This is a genomic window from Pseudomonas sp. SYWMCR5 (assembly GCF_057197165.1).
In genome coordinates this window covers 636,945-655,203 of sequence record NZ_JBXUNH010000002.1, presented here as the reverse complement: position 1 = coordinate 655,203, position 18,259 = coordinate 636,945, and the positions used below count along the sequence as shown (strand labels likewise).

Here is an 18,259-nt window from a genome sequence, read left to right as displayed (position 1 = left end):
AGCAGCTCCCAGGTCTGCGACGGCGAAGGCCGTGGCGTTGTTGTGGCTGGGAGTGTGTTGGCGAGGGGTATCTGCAGTGTGTCGGCGGGGCGGGGGTTGTGTATCGGTGTGTAGCGTTCGGCGGGTGTGCTACAGATCCATACATGAACCGACCGTGGGAGGGAAGCCCGCTCCCACAGACAGCCCCACTTCTACAGGTGGGAGGGTGGCAGTTCTACTTGGGCGCACAGCCCGCCGCTTTCACGATTGCTCAGACTCAGTCGTCCACCCATGGCCTGGGTCAGTTGATGGGCAATGGCCAGCCCGAGTCCGGTCCCGCCGGTGCTGCGATTGCGCGAGCCTTCGACCCGATAGAAGGGTTTGAGCACCTCGCTCAATTCCTGTTCGGGAATCCCCGGGCCGTCGTCGAGCACTCGAATCAGGGTGTCGCCGGTACTGCCGTGGCTGACTTCCAGGCGCGCAGAGCCGGTGAACTTCAAGGCGTTGTCCAGCAGGTTGACCAGGACTCGGCGCAAGGCATGCGGGCGGGTGTGCAGCACCGTGTCGGTGTCACCGCAGCGCACGACCTGCGCGCCGCTGTCCTGGTAGTCGAACACCAGGCTGTCGAGGAACGCGTCGAGATTGACCTTGCAGGGCTGTTCGGTGCTGCTGTCCATGCTGCGGGCGTAGGCCACCCCCTCGCGCACCAGATGCTCCATGGCGCTCAGGTCGTTCCACAGTTTGTCCTTTTCCAGCCCGTCATCCATCACTTCCACGCGCAGCTTCATGCGTGTGATCGGTGTCTGCAGGTCATGGGAGATGGCCGCCAACAATTGCATGCGCTCCTTGAGATAAGCGGCGATGCGTGCCTGCAGGGCGTTGAAGGCCACGGCGGCGTACTTCACCTCGCGCGGGCCGCTCTCATCCAGCTGTAGGCCGGGCTTGTCGGGGTCGAGGTGATCGACGGCCTGGGCCAGGCGCGTCAGGGGGCCGATCGCCAGGCGTACCGCAAGCCAGGTGCACAGCAGCAGGACCGCCAGCTGGAACAACAGCACCACGGGTAGCCAGGTGGCCAGTGGCACCGGCGCCGGGGTGACGTCGATGGTCAGCGGCGCGCCGTCGGCGAAGTCGAGGTGAGCCTGGAAGTGTGCGTTCGGCCCAGGGATTTCCTGGAAGGTCAGTTGATAGTCCTTGCCAATCGCCTTGACGATCGACTCTGCTGCCATGGGCGGGTCGGCGCTGGGCATGCTCTGGCCGGCGAGGCCTTGGTCGAGGCGGTAGCGGTAGTTGTGACGCTCCAGGCGCGGCAGCCACGCAGCACGTTCGGCGGCGGGCAGGCGGTCGAGGATGGCCACCGAGGTCGCGACGTCCATTTCCAGGTTGCTCAGCATCATCGAGCGGCTGCTGACGTAGCGCTCGTAGAACTGAAGGCCGAACGACGAGCCGTAGGCCAGCACCAGCCCGGTCAGGAAGATCAGCGCCAGGCGCGAAGCCAGAGTGCCTGGCCACTTCATGTCGGCGACTCGATCAGCGAGACCGGCAGCGAGAACACATAGCCCTCGCTGCGCACGGTCTTGATGCAGGTCGGCTCGCGCGCGTCGTCGCCCAGGCGCTGGCGCAGCCGGCTGACCAACAGGTCGATGGAGCGGTCGAAGATGTCGGCTTCACGGCCCTGGGTGAGGTTGAGCAGTTGCTCGCGGCTGAGCACCCGCTGCGGATGGTCGAGGAATACCCGTAACAGGCGGTACTCGGCACCGCTCAAGGCCACGAGGGTGCCTTCGTCGTCGAGCAGGTGGCGGGCGGTGGTGTCCAGGCGCCATTGGCCGAAGGCGATCAGCCGGCTGCTTTCGCTGATGGTGAGGTTGGGCGGCAGCATGCGCGTGCGACGCAGCACTGCATTGATGCGCGCCAGCAGCTCGCGGGCGGAGAACGGTTTGGTCAGGTAGTCGTCGGCGCCCATTTCCAGGCCGATGATGCGGTCGGTCTCGTCGTTGCGGGCGGTAAGCATCAAGACGGGCGTGTTGCGGTGCTTGCCGGCACGGAGTTCGCGACACAGCAACAGGCCGTCATCGCCGGGCATCATGATGTCGAGCACGATCAGGTCGACGGAGTTGCCTTCGAGAAAGCTGCGCATCTGCCGACCGTCGGCGACGATGCTCGTGCGCAGGCCGTTCTTCTTCAGGTAGTTGCCGACCAGCTCGCGAATTTCGCGGTCGTCGTCGACGATCAGGATGTGATCGACGTGTTCCATCATGGTGGTCCTGTAATGAGTGCGATGGGCACAGTGTAACGAGGCTCGGCTCGCTTGCCTGCGGGTGTTTGTATTGCAGTGTATCCGCCTGCGACACAGATACAGAACGAAGCAGCACGGGCATTTCTCGACACATGGCCGATACCTGACGGGCTTCAAATGGCACTCGACCGGGGAGCGAACGGCTTCCCACCCAAAGCCCCGCAGGAGATCCATCATGAACTTCAAGACCCTTGCCAGTGCCAGCCTGTTCGCCGTACTCAGCGTCGGCGCCATCGCCGCCCAGGCCAGCACCCAACCGATGCCCGACAGCCAGGCCATGCAGTACCGCTACGGTGATCACCTGGACGTCAAGCGCGTACTGTCGGTAAAGAACGACCGCGGTAACGCGTGTGGCGTGGTCAACACCCGCATGGACTACCTGGACTCGCAGGGCCAGGTGCAGAGCGTCGAGTACCGTACCTACGCCACCGGCGGTTGCCATGACAACTGATCGTACCCAGGCCGAGCCAGCCAGCCCCTGGCGACGCCGCTGGCTCAAGCTGGGCGGTGTAGTTCTGGCGCTCGCTGGCCTGGGCCTGGCCGGGCACCTGTTGGCGCGGGACGACCTGGGGCCGATGCCTTCGTTGGCAGGTGCCCAGGCGTGGATCAACTCGCCGCCGCTGGATGCTCCGGCGCTCAAGGGCAAGGTCGTGCTGGTGGACTTCTGGACCTGGGACTGCATCAACTGCAAGCGCAGCATGCCGTACGTCAACCAGTGGGCCAAGCGCTATGCCGACCAGGGGCTGGTGGTGGTGGGCGTGCATACGCCGGAGTACGACTACGAGCATGATGTGGGCAATCTCAGGCAGAAGGTACGCTCGCTCGACATCGGTTATCCGGTGGCGGTCGACAATGATTACCGGATCTGGAATGCCTGGGGCAATCAGTTCTGGCCGGCGCATTATTTCGTCGATCGCAAGGGGCAAGTGCGCCACGTGCATTTCGGTGAAGGGGACTACGCCGGTCAGGAACGGGTGATCCGCGAGCTGCTGGCCGAGCCATCGACGTAGGCCCAGGCTAGCGCTGGCGCAGGAGACGACTCACCGCAAACTGGCAAAGTGTGCCTGCATCCGTATCGGGTCGGCCTGGCGAGCGCTGAACAGCTCGAATGCCTTGACCGCCTGGAACACGGCCATGGTACCGCCGTCGAGTGTCTGGCAGCCCAGCGCCCGGGCGTGGCGCAACAGCTCGGTTTCGAGCGGGAAGTAGATGATCTCGGCCACCCACAAGCGCCTGTGCAGCAGTTCGACCGGCAACGGTGTACCCGGCAGCTTGGCCATGCCCACTGGCGTGGTGTTGACCAGCCCGTCGGCTGCCGCCAAGGCGTCGGCCAGGTTCTCGCCCAATTGTGCGCGGCCGGTTCCGAAGCGTGTGTTGAGGTTGTCCACCAGCGCTTGCCCGCGTGCGCGGTCTATCTCGAACAGCACCAGGCACTCGACTTCTTCGGCCAGCAGCGCATGGGCCACTGCTGCCCCCGCGCCGCCAGCCCCCATTTGCACCACCTGACGCCGGGCAACGCCGGGCAGGCCTCGGCGCAGGCCTTCGGCGAAACCCAGGCAGTCGGTGTTGTGGCCGATGCGCCTGCCGTCCTTGAACAGCACTGTGTTGACGGCGCCGATGCCGCGCGCCTCGTCTGACAGTTCATCCAGAAACGGCAGGATCGCCTGCTTGAACGGGAAGGTGATGTTCAACCCGGTAAAGCCGGTGTGCTGTGCCGCGTCGAGCAAGCGGGGCAGGGCGCTGTCGTCCAGGCCCAGCTGGTCGACATCGATCAGCCGATACAAGTAGCGCAAGGTCTGGGCATCGCCCTCTCGCTCGTGCAGCGCAGGTGTGCGCGAGGCCTGGATGCCGCGCCCGATCAGGCCAGCGAGGATGCTGTGCGGCCTCATGCAGCCACCTCCTGCAGCAGTTGCTGGAAATGCGCCAGCCCTGCGCGGTAGCCTTGGCTGCCCAATCCGCAGATCACCCCCACGGCCACCGCCGATACGAACGAAAGGTGTCGGAACGGTTCGCGCTTGTAGATGTTGGACAGGTGCACCTCGATCACCGGCAGCTCACAGGCGACCAAGGCGTCACGGATGGCAACCGAGGTGTGGGTCCAGGCACCGGGATTGATCAGGATGCCGGCGCAGCGACCTCGGGCGCCATGGATCCAGTCGATCAATTCACCTTCATGGTTGGTCTGGCGAAACTCGGTTTCCAGGCCCAGCTCGCGGGCGCTGGCGGCGCACAGGTTCGCAAGGTCGGCGAGGGTTTCCCGGCCATAGTGACCGGGTTCGCGAGTGCCCAGCAGGTTGAGGTTGGGGCCGTTGAGTACAAGGATTGGGCATGACATGGCGCAGCATCGCTTTTATTGTTGGCTGCAGTAAGTTTTGTACTATCTGGTTAGTTTTGTAAATCGGCGGCACCATTCGGCATCAAAATCGGGGGCGATAATCGCCCATCGTTCCGGCTGAATTACAGAATCGTAATCTTCACGCCACCGCCACGATAACCGCCGCGCCCTAGAGTCCCTCGCCAGCAACCGCCAGCCGTCGAGGATCCCAGACCGTGCCGTTCAAACCCTCCCGCTCCCTTGTCCTGATTTGCCTGCTGTCGGCCAGTGCTTTCGCCCAGGCAGGACAGGGCCTGACCCTGGGCCAGGCGCTCGATGCGGCGTTTGCCGATAACCCGGACCTGGCTGTCGTGCGCCAGGGACTGGGCATCGCCGATGGCGAACGGCGCCAGGCCGGGCTGATACCTAACCCGGAGCTTTCCTGGGAGCGTGAAGACACTCGCCGCGATACCAGTACCACCACGGTCATGCTCAGCCAGGCGCTCGAGTTGGGTGGCAAACGGGGCGCGCGTGTCGAGGTGGCCAAGGCCGGACAGGATATCGCTTGGCTGGAGCTCGAGCGCCAAGGCAATGGCCTGCGTGCCGATGTGACCCAGGCGTTCCATGCTGCACTGCGGGCGCAGACTGCGGTGGAGCTGGCCGAGCAGTCCAAAGCCTTGACCGAACGGGGCCTGCGGGTGGTACAGGCGCGGGTCACGGCGGGCCAGTCATCGCCGGTCGAGGCCACTCGCGCCGAAGTGCAGTTGGCCCAGGCCCTGGCGCAACTGCGTCGCGCCGAAGCGGATCGCGTGGTGGCCTGGCAGGCGCTGGCGCGCTTGACCGGCAGCGCCGAGGTGGCGTTCACACAGCTTGATGGCAGCGGCTTGTTGCCTGGCCCGGCGCCACAGGCCGAGGTCTTGCTGGGCAAGGTCGAACAGACTGTCGAGTGGCGCCTTGCCGCCGCGCAGATCGAGCGCTCAGAGGCTGCGCTAGGTTCGGAAAAAGCCCAGCGTATCCCCAACCTAACGGTCAGCCTGGGCAGCCAGTACAGCCGCGAGGACCGCGAACGGGTCAACGTGGTCGGCCTGTCCATGCCGCTGCCGCTGTTCGATCGAAACCAGGGCAACGTGCTGGCGGCCTCGCGTCGCGCCGACCAGGCCCGCGACCTGCGCAACGCGGTGGAACTGCGCCTGCGCAGCGACACCCGCAGCGCCCTGAGCCAGTGGGCCATGGCCATGGCCGAGGTCAACGCCTACGACCGCACAATTCTGCCCTCGGCACGCCAGGCGGTAGATACCGCCACGCGCGGCTTCGAGCGCGGCAAGTTCGCGTTCCTCGATGTCCTGGACGCCCAGCGCACGCTGATCGAAGCCCGTGGGCAGTACCTCGACGCCCTGGCTTCGGCAAGTGATGCGCGGGCCCAGATCGAGCGGATCTATGGCCAGCTGGATGCCGGGCGCTGAGGCGCGAATCGAGCGTTCCACCTTCTTCATTTGCAGCAGGAGCCCCCATGAACACCACCCGCAAGTTCGCCCTCCTTGCCACCCTGGTCGCCGTGATCGGCGCCGGTGGGTTGGCCTGGACCGGCAACCTCGGCCCCGGAAAGACCAGTGAGTCCGGCCATGACGACCACGGCAACGACGGCCACGACCACGGCAGCGCGCCCGCAGCATCCGGCGAGGAAGGGCACGACGAAGAGGGCGAGCTGCACCTTTCCTCCGCGCAGATCGAGGCGGCCGGGGTCCAGTTGGTCACCGCCGGCCCGCGCGCCCTGGGGACGTCGATCAGTTTTCCTGGCGAGATCCGTTTCGATGAGGACCGTACCGCCCACGTGGTGCCGCGTGTTCCTGGTGTGGTCGAGTCGGTGCAGGCCGACCTGGGCCAGCCGGTCAAGCGTGGCCAGGTGCTGGCGGTGATCGCCAGCCAACAGATTTCCGAGCTGCGCAGCGAGCAGCAGGCGGCGCAGCGGCGGGTCGAGCTGGCGCGGCTGACGTTCGAGCGTGAAAAGCAGCTGTGGCAGGAGCGCATCAGCGCCGAGCAGGATTACCTGCAGGCTCGCCAGGTCTTGCAGGAAGCTGAAATCGCCTTGGCCAATGCCGGGCAGAAGGTGGCTGCCGTGGCCCCGGCGGGGGCGGGCAATCGCTACGAACTGCGTGCACCGTTCGATGCGGTGGTGGTGGAAAAACACCTGGCCGTTGGCGAGGTGGTGAGTGAGGCCAGCAACGCCTTCACCCTGTCTGATTTGAATTGGGTCTGGGCCACGTTCGCCGTAACCCCGCGTGATCTGGACAAAGTTACCAGCGGGCGCGCCGTGACGGTCAGTTCGCCGGACCTCGATGCGCAGGTCGAGGGCACCATCAACTACGTCGGCAACCTGCTCGGTGAGCAGAACCGCGCCGCCACCGCTCGCGCCACGCTGGCCAACCCCAAGGGGTCGTGGCGCCCAGGGCTGTTCGTCAATATCGCGGTGACTGTCGAGCAAGCAGAGGCTGCCGTGGTGGTTCCGCAGGTTGCCCTGCAGACCCTCGAAGAGCGCAGCGTGGTGTTCGCCCGCACCCCTGATGGCTTCCAGGCGTTGCCGGTCAGGACGGGTCGTCGCGATGGCGGTTTCGTCGAAATCACCGAAGGCCTGGCCAGCGGCACCCAGGTGGCGGCGGCAGGTAGCTTTGTCCTCAAGTCCGAGCTGGGCAAGGGCTCGGCCGAGCACAATCACTGATCCGGGAAACCTTCATGTTCGAACGCCTGATTCAATTTGCCATCGAGCAACGCCTGGTGGTGATGCTTGCCGTGGTGCTGATGGCTGCGGTGGGCATCCACAGCTACCAGAAGCTGCCGATCGACGCGGTGCCCGATATCACCAACGTGCAGGTGCAGATCAACACCGCTGCACCCGGCTATTCGCCGCTGGAGACCGAGCAGCGCATCACCTACGCCATCGAGACAGCGATGGCCGGCCTGCCCGGGCTCAAGCAGACCCGTTCGCTGTCGCGTTCAGGGTTGTCGCAGGTGACAGTGATCTTCGATGACGCCACCGATATCTTCTTCGCCCGGCAACTGGTCAACGAACGCCTGCAAGTCGCTCGCGAACAATTGCCAGAGGGCATCGAAGCCAGCATGGGGCCGATCTCGACGGGCCTGGGGGAAATCTTCCTGTGGACGGTCGAGGCCCAGGACGGCGCACTCAAGGAGGACGGCACGCCCTATACCGCTACCGACCTGCGGGTGATCCAGGACTGGATCATCAAGCCCCAACTGCGCAATGTGCCGGGTGTGGCCGAAGTCAACAGCATCGGTGGCCACGCCAAGCAGTACCTGATTGCACCGGATCCCAAGCGCCTGGCGGCGTACAAGCTCACCCTCGACGACCTGATCGCGGCGTTGCAGGGCAACAATGCCAACGTCGGCGCCGGCGCCATCGAGCGCAACGGCGAGCAGTTGCTGGTGCGTGCGCCGGGGCAGGTGGCGTCGATCGAGGATATTGCCAATATCGTCATCTCCAGTGCCGATGGCGCGCCAATTCGTGTCAGCCATGTGGCCCAGGTCGGCCTGGGCGAGGAACTGCGCTCGGGCGCGGCGACCGAGAATGGCCGCGAGGTGGTACTGGGCACCGTGTTCATGCTGATTGGCGAGAACAGCCGCACAGTGTCCCAGGCGGTCGCGGCGAAGCTTGCCGAGATCAACCGCAGCCTGCCCAAGGGGGTGATGGCGGTCACGGTGTACGACCGCACCAACCTGGTGGAAAAAGCCATCGCCACGGTGAAGAAAAACCTGGTCGAAGGCGCCATTCTGGTGGTCGCGGTACTGTTCCTGTTCCTGGGCAACATCCGTGCGGCATTGATCACAGCCATGGTCATACCGCTGTCGATGCTGTTCACCTTCACCGGCATGTTCGCCAACAAGGTCAGCGCCAACCTCATGAGCCTGGGGGCGCTGGACTTCGGCATCATCGTCGACGGTGCCGTGGTGATCGTCGAGAACGCCATCCGCCGCCTGGCTCATGCCCAGCACAAGCACGGGCGCATGCTGACACGTGCCGAGCGCTTCCATGAAGTGTTCGCGGCCGCTCGCGAGGCACGCCGGCCCCTGGTCTACGGGCAGTTGATCATCATGGTGGTGTACCTGCCGATCTTTGCCCTGACCGGTGTGGAAGGCAAGATGTTCCACCCCATGGCGTTCACCGTGGTCATGGCCTTGCTGGGGGCGATGATTCTTTCGGTGACCTTCGTGCCGGCGGCGATTGCGTTGTTCGTTACCGGCAAGGTGAAGGAGGAGGAAGGTGTGCTGATGCGTACTGCTCGCCAGCGTTACGCTCCGGTGCTCGCCTGGGTGCTGCAGCGACGCAAGCTGGCCTTCACCGCCGCTGCAAGCCTGGTGCTGCTGTCGGGTGTATTGGCCAGCCGCATGGGCAGTGAGTTCATCCCCAGCCTCAGCGAGGGTGACTTCGCCCTGCAGTCGCTGCGGGTGCCGGGCACCAGCCTGAGCCAATCGGTGGACATGCAGCAACGCCTGGAACGGGCGATCATCGCCCAGGTGCCCGAGGTCGAGCGGGTATTCGCCCGCACCGGTACTGCCGAGATCGCCTCGGACCCGATGCCGCCGAACATCTCCGACGCCTATGTGATGCTCAAGCCGCGTGAGCAATGGCGCGATCCAGGCAAGCCGCGCGAAGCGCTGATTGCCGAGGTGCAGCAAGCCGCCGCCAGTGTGCCTGGCAGCAACCATGAACTGTCGCAACCCATCCAGCTGCGCTTCAACGAGCTGATTTCCGGGGTGCGCAGCGATGTGGCGGTGAAGGTCTTCGGCGACGACATGGACGTGCTCAACGCCACGGCGGCGAAAATTGCCACCACCTTGCAGCAGGTGCCGGGGGCATCGGAGGTCAAGGTCGAGCAGACTACCGGGTTGCCGGTACTGACCATCGATATCGACCGCGACAAGGCGGCACGCCACGGTCTGAACATTGCCCAGGTGCAGGATGCGGTGGCCATCGCTGTCGGCGGGCGCAAGGCGGGGACGCTGTACGAGGGTGACCGGCGCTTCGACATGGTGGTGCGCCTGTCCGAAGCCCTGCGCACGGACGTCGACGGGCTGGCGAACCTGCTGATACCGGTGCCGGCCGGTGCTGGCGCGGCACAAATCGGCTTCATCCCGTTGTCGCAGGTGGCGAGCCTCAACCTGCAATTGGGCCCGAACCAGGTCAGCCGCGAGGATGGCAAGCGTGTGGTGGTGGTCAGTGCCAACGTGCGTGGCCGCGACCTGGGCTCGTTCGTCGAGCAGGCCGAGCAGGCCCTGATCGACCAGGTGCAGGTCCCGCCTGGGTACTGGACACGCTGGGGCGGGCAGTTCGAGCAGTTGCAGTCGGCTGCCGAGAGGCTGCGGGTAGTGGTGCCGGTCTCACTGCTGCTGGTGATGGCGTTGCTGCTGATGATGTTCAACAACCTGCGTGACGGCTTGCTGGTGTTCACCGGGATTCCCTTCGCCCTGACCGGAGGGGTGCTGGCCTTGTGGCTGCGGGACATTCCATTGTCGATTTCGGCAGGGGTCGGGTTTATCGCGCTGTCGGGGGTTGCGGTACTCAACGGCCTGGTGATGATCGCCTTCATTCGCAGCCTGCGAGAAGAGGGGCGATCGCTGCGGGTGGCGGTCGAGGAGGGCGCATTGACCCGCCTGCGGCCGGTATTGATGACCGCGCTGGTGGCGTCGCTGGGGTTTATCCCGATGGCGCTGGCCACCGGCACAGGCGCCGAGGTGCAGCGGCCGCTGGCGACAGTGGTGATCGGCGGTATCCTGTCGTCGACGGCCTTGACCTTGCTGGTGTTGCCCGCACTCTATCGCTGGGCGTATCGGCGGGAAGAAGAGTGAGGTGGCTGCCAGTCGGCTCCGGTGATGTCAGGCCGGGGCTGACTGGCTCCCCAGCGATTCCTCATGCAGGGAAATGCGCGAAGTCTCTGGCAGCGCCAGCCCGCCAACCAGCGCCACCAGGGCGATGATCACCAGGTAGAAGGCGGGTGCCAGGCTGCTGCCTGTCAGTCCGATCAGCCAGGTCGCCACCAGCGGCGCGGTGCCGCCGAACAGGGTATAGGCGACGTTGTAGGTGATGGCCGAGGCGGTGTAGCGGGTGCGGGTCGGGAAGCTCTCCGACAGCAAGGCCGCTGTCACCACTCCGCTGGACAAGGCGCCTACCGCCAGCAGGATCACGCCCAGCAGCGCGCCTGGCATCGAGCCGGAGCTGGCCAGCCAGTACGCGGGGAACACGCAGACCATCACCCAGATGCACGTGAAGCCGATGGTGCGGCGGCGTCCGATCCGGTCCGAAAACGCACCTGCCAACGGGCAGCCGGCTGCTGCGAACAGCAGCGCCACGGTGGTTACCAACAGCGACTGGGCGCGGCTGAGGTTGCCGACCAGTTGCAGGTAGGTGGCGAAGTAGGTGGTGAACATGTAGAACGACAGCGCCGTCAGTGAAATGAATGCGCCCAGGTTGCGGATCGCCCGGCCATGGTGGCGAAGCGTTTCCTTGAGTGGCGAATGTTCATGCTCGCGGCCCTCGGCGATGGCCTCGCGGAAGGCGGGTGTTTCTTCCATGCGCCAGCGCAGGTAAAGCCCGACCAGACCCAGCGGTGCGGCGATCAGAAAGGGCACGCGCCAGCCCCAGGTGTTCATGGCGTCCGGCGTCAGGCTGGCTTCAAGGGCATAGGCGATGACCGCCGCGCAGGCAAATGCCGAGAAGGTCGAGACCGGCACGAAGCTGCCGTAGAACGCACGTTTTTCCCGAGGCGCATGCTCCATCAGGTAAGCGCAGGCCCCGGCGTACTCGCCACCTGCGGAAAAACCTTGCAGGCAGCGCGCCAGGGTCAGCAGTGCGGGCGCGGCGATGCCGATGCTGGCGTAGGTCGGCAGCAGCCCGATGAGTGTTGTGGAACCGGCCATGAGCAGGATGGTCAGCGACAGGATGCGCTTGCGCCCCAGGCGATCGCCCAGTGCACCGAACACGATGCCGCCCAGCGGACGCAGGGCGAAGGCCACGGCGAAGACGGCGAAGGTCTTGAGCAGGGCGACGCTGGCGTCCTGGCTGGCGAAAAACTGGCTGGCGATCAGCGTGGCGAGAAAACCGTACACCGCGAAATCGAACCACTCGACGAAGTTACCGATGGCCGATGCGGCAATCACCCGACGCAGGGTGGCGGGCGATACCTCATGGGATACAGACATGCGAATGCTCTCCGGTTGTCATAGGCAGCCTGGCAGGGGGTGGACACGGTCGAGCCGTGTCGTCTGGTTGTCAGGGCCAGTAGAGCGTAGGGCGGGGGGCGGTGCATCCTTGAGGGCGACACCGGGATATCTGTTTCGACCGCGGATCTATCGCGAACAGGGCACGACAGTCGCCGCTCAGACAGCGAACACCACCCCGGTACGCGAGGCGGCGTTGCGGATATGCTCCTGCATCGCTCGCTGAGCCCCGGCTTGCGACCGGCGCTCGAGGGCCTTGAGGATCTTGCGATGTTCCTGCCAGGTCTCTATGGCCCGCTCAGGGCGAATGAACGGCAGCTTCTGGCTCTCCAGGAAAATTTCCTGGCTCGCGGTGATGACCTGCAGCATCGCCTGGTTGCCGCAGGCCTGCAGCAGCAATTGATGGAACTCGAAATCGAGCCGCGCCGCGTTCTCGAAGCGCCCCTCGCGCAGCTCCTGGCGCATGGCTTCGACATTGGCCTGGAGCCGGTCGATATGGTCGGCGGTCAATGCCAGCGCCGCTTGCCCGGCGGCAAAACCCTCCAGTGCATAGCGCAGTTGGAACGTATCGGCGGCCGATACCTGCTCGGCATAGGGCCAGGAAAACCCACTGGGTGCCGGACTCTGCACGAATACGCCCTTGCCGGGCTGCACGCTCACCAAGCCCAAGGCGCTGAGCGACGACAGCGCTTCACGCAGTGAGGCGCGGCTGACCCCGAGTCGCTCTGCCAGGTCACGTTGCGAAGGCAGGGCATCGCCCGGCTGGTAACCGCCTTCATCGATGAGCTTGCGGATGGCCTGCAGGGCCAGTTCCGGGACGGCGCGGGGGAGAGTGTCGAGCATGCTGTTCAGACCAGTCAGAGGGCAATGACGCTGACGTTTTACGGTGAACCGACCGTGCTGGCAAGCGTTGCGCCAACCTGGCGCAGCCCCGGAAGGCCTTGCACGAAAGCAGGGCGCGCCACAGGTCAGAGGACGACCATGCGGTGCAACTGTTCAGACCAGTAAGACCTTGCAGCCACGGGCCTGGCAGCCTTTCGCAAAGGCTGTGGGCGCAGACTGGCATGCCCCCTGCAATGGCCAGGTCAGTCCCATCATTCGAATTCCTGCGAGGCCTTTCCATGACGACGTTCCGCTCCCTGTTCCTGGCGACTCTGTTCTGTGGCACCACCCTTGCGCTGCCCTTGGCCCAGGCCGACGCCTTGGCCGATATCAGTGCCCGTGGCGTGCTCAAGGTCGCCGTGCCCCAGGACTTCCCGCCGTTCGGTTCGGTCGGCCCGGACATGAAACCGCGTGGTCTGGATATCGATACCGCGCAACTGCTGGCCGACAAGCTTGGCGTCAAGCTGGCCCTGACCCCGGTCAACAGCACCAACCGCATCCCGTTCCTGACCACCGGCAAGGTCGATCTGGTGATCTCGAGCCTGGGCAAGAACCCTGAGCGTGAGGCGGTGATCGACTTCTCGCGCCCCTACGCGCCGTTCTACCTGGCCGTTTTCGGCCCGGCCGAAGCGAAGATCGATGACATTGGTGCAGTCGCCGGCAAGACCATCAGCGTCACCCGCGGCTCGATCGAGGACATGGCCCTGACTGCCGTGGCGCCCAAGGATGCGGTGATCAAGCGCTTCGAAGACAACAACTCGACCATCGCCGCCTACCTTTCCGGGCAGGTCCAGTTGATCGCCAGCGGCAGCGTGGTGATGTCGGCCATCGCCGAGAAGAATCCGGCCAAGGTGCCGGTGGTGAAGGTCAAGCTGAAGGACTCGCCGGTCTACGTGGGGGTGGCCAAAAATGAGGCGGCGCTGCTGGATAAGGTCAACAGCACCCTGGCTGCGGCCAAGGCCGACGGTAGCCTGAACCGCAATGCCGAGAAATGGCTCAAGCAACCTCTCCCAGCCGATCTTTGAGCGGCTGCGGACACCTCTAGCCATGGCTTATCAATTCGACTTCGCCCCCGTCCTTGCCCAGAGTGACCTGCTGCTCAAGGGGGCCTTGTTCACCCTGCAGCTGACCGCCATCGGCACCGTGCTCGGCCTTGCCATCGGCGTGATCGGCGCTGGTGTGCGGGCCTGGCGCCTGCGCCCGTTCGACCTGCTGTTCGGCCTGTACGTGGAACTGATCCGCAACACGCCGTTCATCGTGCAGCTATTCTTCATCTTCTTCGGTCTGCCCGCATTGGGCATTCGCCTGAGCGAATGGGAGGCGGCCGTGCTGGCGATGGTGATCAACCTGGGCGCCTATTCCACCGAGATCATTCGCGCCGGCATCCAGGCCATTCCCAGGGGGCAACTGGAGGCCGCAGCGGCTCTGGCCATGAGTCGTTTCGAGGCGTTCCGTCACGTGGTCCTGCGTCCTGCGCTGGCCAAGGTCTGGCCGGCGCTGTCCAGCCAGATCGTGATCGTCATGCTCGGCTCGGCGGTGTGTTCGCAGATTGCCACCGAGGAACTGTCGTTCGCCGCCAACTTCATCCAGTCGCGCAACTTCCGCGCCTTCGAGACCTACCTGCTGACCACCGTCCTGTACCTGCTGATGGCCATCCTCGTGCGCCAACTGCTGAACTGGATCGGGCAGCGCCTGCTGATGGGGAAACGCTGAATGGACTTCACCTTCTGGGACATCCTGCGCAACCTGCTGACGGGGCTTCAGTGGACACTGGCGTTGTCGCTGGTGGCATTCGCCTGTGGCGGCCTGGCCGGGTTGCTGGTGCTGATCGGGCGCATTTCCGAGCGGGCGCTGCCACGGCGCCTGGCGCGAGGCTACATCGAGCTGTTTCAGGGCACACCGCTATTGATGCAGTTGTTCATGGTGTTCTTTGGCATTGCGCTGTTCGGTATCGACGTTTCTGCGTGGATGGCGGCGGCCATTTCCCTGACGCTGTTCACCAGCGCGTTTCTCGCCGAGATCTGGCGCGGGTGTGTGGAGTCGATTCCACGTGGCCAGTGGGAGGCCTCCGGCAGTCTGGCGCTCAGCCGTATGGAGCAGTTGCGCCACGTCATCCTGCCCCAGGCACTGCGCATCGCCATCGCGCCGACCGTGGGCTTCTCGGTGCAGGTGGTCAAGGGCACGGCGGTGACCTCGATCATCGGCTTCACCGAGCTGACCAAGACCGGCGGCATGATCGCCAACGCCACCTTCGAACCCTTCATGGTCTATGGCCTGGTCGCACTGGGCTATTTCATTCTCTGTTATCCGCTCTCGCTGAGCGCCCGTTATCTGGAAAGGAGGCTGCATGCCCCTGCTTAGAGTGTCCGCGCTGCACAAATACTACGGCGACAACCACGTGCTCAAGGGCGTCGACCTGAGCATCGAAGAGGGCGAAGTGGTCGCGATCATCGGCCGCAGCGGTTCGGGCAAGAGCACCTTCCTGCGCACCCTCAACGGCCTTGAGTCGATCAGCGACGGGGTGATCGAGGTGGACGGTGAATACCTCGACGCCAGTCGCGCCGACCTGCGCGCATTGCGTCAGAAGGTCGGGATGGTGTTCCAGCAGTTCAATCTGTTCCCGCACCTGACCGTGGGCGAGAACGTGATGCTGGCACCGCAGGTGGTGAAAAAGGCCGACAAGGCCCAGGCGCGCGAGATGGCTGAGCGCATGCTGGCCAGGGTGGGGCTGGCGGAGAAATTCGACGCCTACCCGGATCGCCTCTCGGGCGGGCAGCAGCAGCGAGTGGCGATTGCCCGCGCACTGGCAATGTCGCCCAAGGTCTTGCTGTGCGACGAGATCACCTCGGCGCTGGATCCGGAGCTGGTCAATGAGGTGCTGGGCGTGGTGCGACAACTGGCCAGCGAAGGCATGACCCTGATCATGGTCACCCACGAGATGCGCTTTGCGCGTGAGGTGGGCGACAAGCTGGTGTTCATGCACCAGGGCAAGGTGCATGAAGTGGGGGACCCGAACGCACTGTTCGCCGCCCCGCGTACGGCGGAGCTGGCGAACTTCATCGGGATGACGGCGATGGTGTGAGCAAGACCGTGACAGGTGAGGGTCAACCAGTTCTCGCCCAGCCATCGTGTGGCGTGCAGTGACCTCCAGGCTTTCAGTGTTCGCGCAGATCGCTCAGCAGGCGCTCGAGCGTGGCGCGAGCTTGTTCATCCAGCCCGAACACCGGCCGACGCGGTTCGCCCACCGGCAGCCCGGTCATGGCCAGTCCGGCCTTGATGGTCGCTGGCAAACCGCCCTTGAGAATGAAGTCCAGCAACGGCAACTGGTGGTAGAACAGCGCTTGGGCCTGCTTGAGGTCGGCGTCGCGTACCGCCTGGTACAGCTGCAGGTTCAATTGGGGAATGAGGTTGGCCGCAGCAGTGCACCAACCTTTTGCCCCGGCCACGAAGGCTTCCAGTGCCAGCGGGTTGCAGCCGTTGTAGAACGGCACCTGGCCCTCACCGAGCAGTTGCAGCCTGTGCATGCGCTGGATGTCGCCAGTGCTCTCCTTGACCATGGTGACGTTGTCCACCTCGCGCACGATGCGCAGGATCAGTTCCACTGGCATATCAGTGCCGCTGGTGGCGGGGTTGTTGTAGAGCATGATCGGCAGGTCTATGGCCGCGCCGATGCTGCGGTAATGCGCGAGGATCTCGTTGGGGCTGAGTTTCCAGTACGCCGAAGGCAGCACCATCACCGCATCGGCGCCATGCTGTTGGGCGAAGCGGGCGCGACGGATCGCACCGGCGGTGGTCAGATCGGAGACGCTGACGATGCTGGGCACACGCCGAGCGATGCGTTCGAGGCTGTACTGGGCGACCTGATGCCATTCGCTGTCGCTCAGGTAGGCGCCTTCACCCGTGCTGCCCAGCGGGGCGATGGCCTGGACGCCACTGTCGATGAGGCGATCGATGGACTGGCCCAGGGCAGGCAGGTCGAGCTGTTCGCCACTCTGGCTGAACGGGGTGATGGTGTAGCCGATGATGCCGTGGAATTCTGTGGTCATGAGGTGTGGCTCCGCAAGCAAGGCATTCAGGGGTCAGTCAAGGCAGTTGGCGTGTTTGCGCAGGCTCTGCCGGGCGAAATAGTTGAACGAGGCGCCGTGGCGCTTGGGGCGGTCGATCCAGTCGTGGGCTTCACGGCCAAGCTTGGGGTCGATGGGTTTGATGCTGCCGGCCGACATCGCCAGCAGCTGCAGGCGCGCGGCACGTTCGATCAGTTGGGCATAGACGCACGCCTGCTCGATACTGGTGCCGGTGGACAATTGGCCGTGGTGCGAAAGCAGGATGGCGCGCTTGTCGCCCAGGGCCTGACTGATGATCTCGCCTTCTTCGTTGCCCACTGGCACGCCGGGCCAGGCACCGAGGAACGCGCAATCGTCGTACAGCGGGCAGAGGTCCATGTGCGAGACCTGCAGCGGCACCTCCAGCATCGACAGGGCGGCAACATGGGTGGGATGGGTGTGGATGATGCAGTTCACGTCTGGCCGGGCGCGGTACACCCAGCTGTGAAAGCGGTTGGCGGGGTTGGGCATGCCTTGGCCTTCGAGCACCTCCAGGTCTTCGTTGACCAGCAGTAGGTTGCTGGCACTGATCTCGTCGAAGCCCAGGCCCAGTTGCTGGGTGTAGAAAGTGCCAGGCTCCGGGCCGCGGGCGCTGATCTGCCCGGCCAGGCCTGAGTCATGGCCATGGTCGAAGAGAATTCGACAGGTCAGGGCCAGCTTTTCGCGTACAGTCCACGTATTATCGGCGAGTGAGCCTTGCATCTGTGCCAGCGCTTTGTGCACCAGTTGCTCTTTGCCGAGTGTCAGGGTGTTGGCCATGGGGATATCCTCTGTGGCGTGCTGTTGATGCCAGTGCTTGCCCGCCCCGCTGCTTTGATCGGGAGAGGGGCGGTCAATTGCATGACACAAATAAATCTACATGACACAAAGTGTCATTGGCAAGCCGTTCACTCGGGAAAACCGCGTCGCATGTCTATCCGCTTGAAACTGCTGAGAAAAAAACTGGGCATTACCCTGGAAGTGCTGGCTGAGAAATCCGGTATGACCAAGAGCTACCTGTCGAAGGTCGAGCGTGGGTTGAACACGCCTTCGATCGCGGCGGCGTTGAAGCTGGCCAGGGCACTGAACGTCAATGTCGAAGAGCTGTTTGCCGAAGATCACAACGTCCAGGCACGCTACAGCCTGGTGCGCTGCAGTGAGCGCCAGGCGCTGGTGGGAGAGGGTGCGGGCCCGGGTTATGCGGTGCTGACTTCGCAGATCGGTCAGCGCAGCCTGTTACCCTTTCTTGTTCAGCCACCCCGAGATTTCAGTGATCCCACGTTCAAGGAGCACCAGGGCGAGGAATTCCTGTTCGTCCATGCGGGCCGGGTCGAGGTCGACTTCATGTCTGAACGGGTGTTGCTGGAGCAGGGTGATGCCCTGCATTTCAACGCGCAGACACCGCACCGCCTGCGTTCGGTCGGCGAGTGCCAGGCGCAGTTGCTGGTCGTGGTACAAGGCGGTGAGGCGTGAGGCGCG

At 64.5% G+C, this 18,259-nt stretch carries 18 protein-coding genes; 10 read left to right on the top strand and 8 right to left on the bottom strand.

The window, feature by feature from the left end; all coding sequences use genetic code 11:
* Positions 1-191: 191 nt before the first annotated feature.
* Both AC2CGW_RS08800 and AC2CGW_RS08795 read right to left on the bottom strand, forming a co-directional pair.
* On the bottom strand, positions 192-1,493 hold the full coding sequence (locus AC2CGW_RS08800; protein WP_186664983.1) for a sensor histidine kinase: 1,302 nt from the start codon (positions 1,491-1,493) through the stop codon (positions 192-194).
* Positions 1,490-2,230 (bottom strand): response regulator, encoded by a 741-nt coding sequence (locus tag AC2CGW_RS08795; protein ID WP_186664981.1) that lies wholly within the window; start codon positions 2,228-2,230, stop codon positions 1,490-1,492. The genes AC2CGW_RS08800 and AC2CGW_RS08795 overlap by 4 nt, the downstream gene beginning before the upstream one ends.
* 217 nt (positions 2,231-2,447) lie before the next feature.
* Between AC2CGW_RS08795 and AC2CGW_RS08790 the strand changes: the two genes are divergently transcribed.
* Together AC2CGW_RS08790 and AC2CGW_RS08785 are read left to right on the top strand one after the other, a co-directional pair.
* The gene (locus AC2CGW_RS08790; protein ID WP_186664979.1) at positions 2,448-2,723 is read left to right on the top strand and encodes a DUF2790 domain-containing protein; all 276 of its coding nucleotides are present in this window, start codon (positions 2,448-2,450) and stop codon (positions 2,721-2,723) included.
* Positions 2,713-3,282 carry a thioredoxin family protein gene (locus tag AC2CGW_RS08785; RefSeq protein WP_186664977.1) on the top strand — a complete coding sequence of 190 codons (570 nt, stop codon included), beginning with the start codon at positions 2,713-2,715 and terminating at the stop codon, positions 3,280-3,282. The genes AC2CGW_RS08790 and AC2CGW_RS08785 overlap by 11 nt, the downstream gene beginning before the upstream one ends.
* Before the next feature lie 30 nt (positions 3,283-3,312).
* On the opposite strand, the gene AC2CGW_RS08780 is transcribed toward AC2CGW_RS08785, so the two are convergent.
* Both AC2CGW_RS08780 and aroQ read right to left on the bottom strand, forming a co-directional pair.
* Entirely contained in the window at positions 3,313-4,161 is an 849-nt protein-coding gene (locus AC2CGW_RS08780) for a shikimate dehydrogenase (protein ID WP_484573889.1), read from the bottom strand.
* The gene (gene aroQ / locus AC2CGW_RS08775; RefSeq protein ID WP_484573888.1) at positions 4,158-4,607 is read right to left on the bottom strand and encodes a type II 3-dehydroquinate dehydratase; all 450 of its coding nucleotides are present in this window, start codon (positions 4,605-4,607) and stop codon (positions 4,158-4,160) included. The genes AC2CGW_RS08780 and aroQ overlap by 4 nt, the downstream gene beginning before the upstream one ends.
* Before the next feature lie 245 nt (positions 4,608-4,852).
* On the opposite strand from aroQ, the gene AC2CGW_RS08770 reads away from it, so the two are divergent.
* The 3 genes from AC2CGW_RS08770 to AC2CGW_RS08760 are packed head-to-tail and all read left to right on the top strand — an operon-like array spanning position 4,853 to position 10,448.
* Positions 4,853-6,049, top strand: a complete 1,197-nt coding sequence (locus tag AC2CGW_RS08770; RefSeq protein WP_484574012.1) for a TolC family protein — start codon at positions 4,853-4,855, stop codon at positions 6,047-6,049.
* Positions 6,050-6,096: 47 nt separating this feature from the next.
* A complete protein-coding gene (locus AC2CGW_RS08765; RefSeq protein ID WP_484573887.1) occupies positions 6,097-7,302 on the top strand; it encodes an efflux RND transporter periplasmic adaptor subunit in 1,206 nt (401 codons plus the stop codon).
* 14 nt (positions 7,303-7,316) lie between these two features.
* Positions 7,317-10,448 (top strand): efflux RND transporter permease subunit, encoded by a 3,132-nt coding sequence (locus AC2CGW_RS08760; RefSeq protein ID WP_484573886.1) that lies wholly within the window; start codon positions 7,317-7,319, stop codon positions 10,446-10,448.
* Between the two features lie 27 nt (positions 10,449-10,475).
* On the opposite strand, the gene AC2CGW_RS08755 is transcribed toward AC2CGW_RS08760, so the two are convergent.
* Positions 10,476-11,798, bottom strand: coding sequence for an MFS transporter (locus AC2CGW_RS08755; protein ID WP_186664965.1), 1,323 nt, complete (start codon positions 11,796-11,798; stop codon positions 10,476-10,478).
* A gap of 177 nt (positions 11,799-11,975) precedes the next feature.
* Positions 11,976-12,659, bottom strand: a complete 684-nt coding sequence (locus AC2CGW_RS08750; RefSeq protein ID WP_484573885.1) for a FadR/GntR family transcriptional regulator — start codon at positions 12,657-12,659, stop codon at positions 11,976-11,978.
* Positions 12,660-12,937: 278 nt separating this feature from the next.
* Between AC2CGW_RS08750 and AC2CGW_RS08745 the strand changes: the two genes are divergently transcribed.
* From AC2CGW_RS08745 to AC2CGW_RS08730, 4 genes are read left to right on the top strand one after another with little or no spacing between them, the layout of a single operon-like run.
* Positions 12,938-13,723: a transporter substrate-binding domain-containing protein gene (locus AC2CGW_RS08745; protein WP_186664961.1), complete on the top strand. Its 786-nt coding sequence runs from the start codon at positions 12,938-12,940 to the stop codon at positions 13,721-13,723.
* A gap of 22 nt (positions 13,724-13,745) precedes the next feature.
* On the top strand, positions 13,746-14,411 hold the full coding sequence (locus AC2CGW_RS08740; protein WP_288376691.1) for an amino acid ABC transporter permease: 666 nt from the start codon (positions 13,746-13,748) through the stop codon (positions 14,409-14,411).
* The gene (locus AC2CGW_RS08735) at positions 14,412-15,059 is read left to right on the top strand and encodes an amino acid ABC transporter permease (RefSeq protein ID WP_054890698.1); all 648 of its coding nucleotides are present in this window, start codon (positions 14,412-14,414) and stop codon (positions 15,057-15,059) included.
* Positions 15,046-15,780: an amino acid ABC transporter ATP-binding protein gene (locus AC2CGW_RS08730; RefSeq protein ID WP_186664957.1), complete on the top strand. Its 735-nt coding sequence runs from the start codon at positions 15,046-15,048 to the stop codon at positions 15,778-15,780. Before AC2CGW_RS08735 ends, AC2CGW_RS08730 begins: the two co-directional genes overlap by 14 nt.
* 73 nt (positions 15,781-15,853) lie before the next feature.
* Here the strand turns inward: AC2CGW_RS08730 and AC2CGW_RS08725 are convergent, their stop codons facing one another.
* Positions 15,854-16,744: a dihydrodipicolinate synthase family protein gene (locus tag AC2CGW_RS08725; RefSeq protein ID WP_186708179.1), complete on the bottom strand. Its 891-nt coding sequence runs from the start codon at positions 16,742-16,744 to the stop codon at positions 15,854-15,856.
* A gap of 33 nt (positions 16,745-16,777) precedes the next feature.
* The gene (locus tag AC2CGW_RS08720; RefSeq protein ID WP_186664954.1) at positions 16,778-17,560 is read right to left on the bottom strand and encodes an aldolase; all 783 of its coding nucleotides are present in this window, start codon (positions 17,558-17,560) and stop codon (positions 16,778-16,780) included.
* A 150-nt stretch (positions 17,561-17,710) separates the two neighbouring features.
* Between AC2CGW_RS08720 and AC2CGW_RS08715 the strand changes: the two genes are divergently transcribed.
* Complete coding sequence (locus tag AC2CGW_RS08715; protein WP_288376686.1) at positions 17,711-18,253, top strand: helix-turn-helix domain-containing protein; 543 nt, start codon at positions 17,711-17,713, stop codon at positions 18,251-18,253.
* Positions 18,254-18,259 lie beyond the last annotated feature (6 nt).

Excerpts from the sequence above, each read along its gene's own strand:
- AC2CGW_RS08715 (WP_288376686.1), top strand. The coding sequence starts at position 17,711 with ATGTCTATCCGCTTGAAACTGCTGAGAAAAAAACTGGGCATTACCCTG.
- AC2CGW_RS08795 (WP_186664981.1), bottom strand. The coding sequence starts at position 2,230 with ATGGAACACGTCGATCACATCCTGATCGTCGACGACGACCGCGAAATT.
- AC2CGW_RS08760 (WP_484573886.1), top strand. The coding sequence starts at position 7,317 with ATGTTCGAACGCCTGATTCAATTTGCCATCGAGCAACGCCTGGTGGTG.
- AC2CGW_RS08785 (WP_186664977.1), top strand. The coding sequence starts at position 2,713 with ATGACAACTGATCGTACCCAGGCCGAGCCAGCCAGCCCCTGGCGACGC.
- AC2CGW_RS08780 (WP_484573889.1), bottom strand. The coding sequence starts at position 4,161 with ATGAGGCCGCACAGCATCCTCGCTGGCCTGATCGGGCGCGGCATCCAG.
- AC2CGW_RS08745 (WP_186664961.1), top strand. The coding sequence starts at position 12,938 with ATGACGACGTTCCGCTCCCTGTTCCTGGCGACTCTGTTCTGTGGCACC.
- AC2CGW_RS08720 (WP_186664954.1), bottom strand. The coding sequence starts at position 17,560 with ATGGCCAACACCCTGACACTCGGCAAAGAGCAACTGGTGCACAAAGCG.
- AC2CGW_RS08735 (WP_054890698.1), top strand. The coding sequence starts at position 14,412 with ATGGACTTCACCTTCTGGGACATCCTGCGCAACCTGCTGACGGGGCTT.
- AC2CGW_RS08765 (WP_484573887.1), top strand. The coding sequence starts at position 6,097 with ATGAACACCACCCGCAAGTTCGCCCTCCTTGCCACCCTGGTCGCCGTG.
- AC2CGW_RS08750 (WP_484573885.1), bottom strand. The coding sequence starts at position 12,659 with ATGCTCGACACTCTCCCCCGCGCCGTCCCGGAACTGGCCCTGCAGGCC.
- AC2CGW_RS08730 (WP_186664957.1), top strand. The coding sequence starts at position 15,046 with ATGCCCCTGCTTAGAGTGTCCGCGCTGCACAAATACTACGGCGACAAC.
- AC2CGW_RS08725 (WP_186708179.1), bottom strand. The coding sequence starts at position 16,744 with ATGACCACAGAATTCCACGGCATCATCGGCTACACCATCACCCCGTTC.
- AC2CGW_RS08790 (WP_186664979.1), top strand. The coding sequence starts at position 2,448 with ATGAACTTCAAGACCCTTGCCAGTGCCAGCCTGTTCGCCGTACTCAGC.
- AC2CGW_RS08755 (WP_186664965.1), bottom strand. The coding sequence starts at position 11,798 with ATGTCTGTATCCCATGAGGTATCGCCCGCCACCCTGCGTCGGGTGATT.
- AC2CGW_RS08800 (WP_186664983.1), bottom strand. The coding sequence starts at position 1,493 with ATGAAGTGGCCAGGCACTCTGGCTTCGCGCCTGGCGCTGATCTTCCTG.
- AC2CGW_RS08740 (WP_288376691.1), top strand. The coding sequence starts at position 13,746 with ATGGCTTATCAATTCGACTTCGCCCCCGTCCTTGCCCAGAGTGACCTG.
- aroQ (WP_484573888.1), bottom strand. The coding sequence starts at position 4,607 with ATGTCATGCCCAATCCTTGTACTCAACGGCCCCAACCTCAACCTGCTG.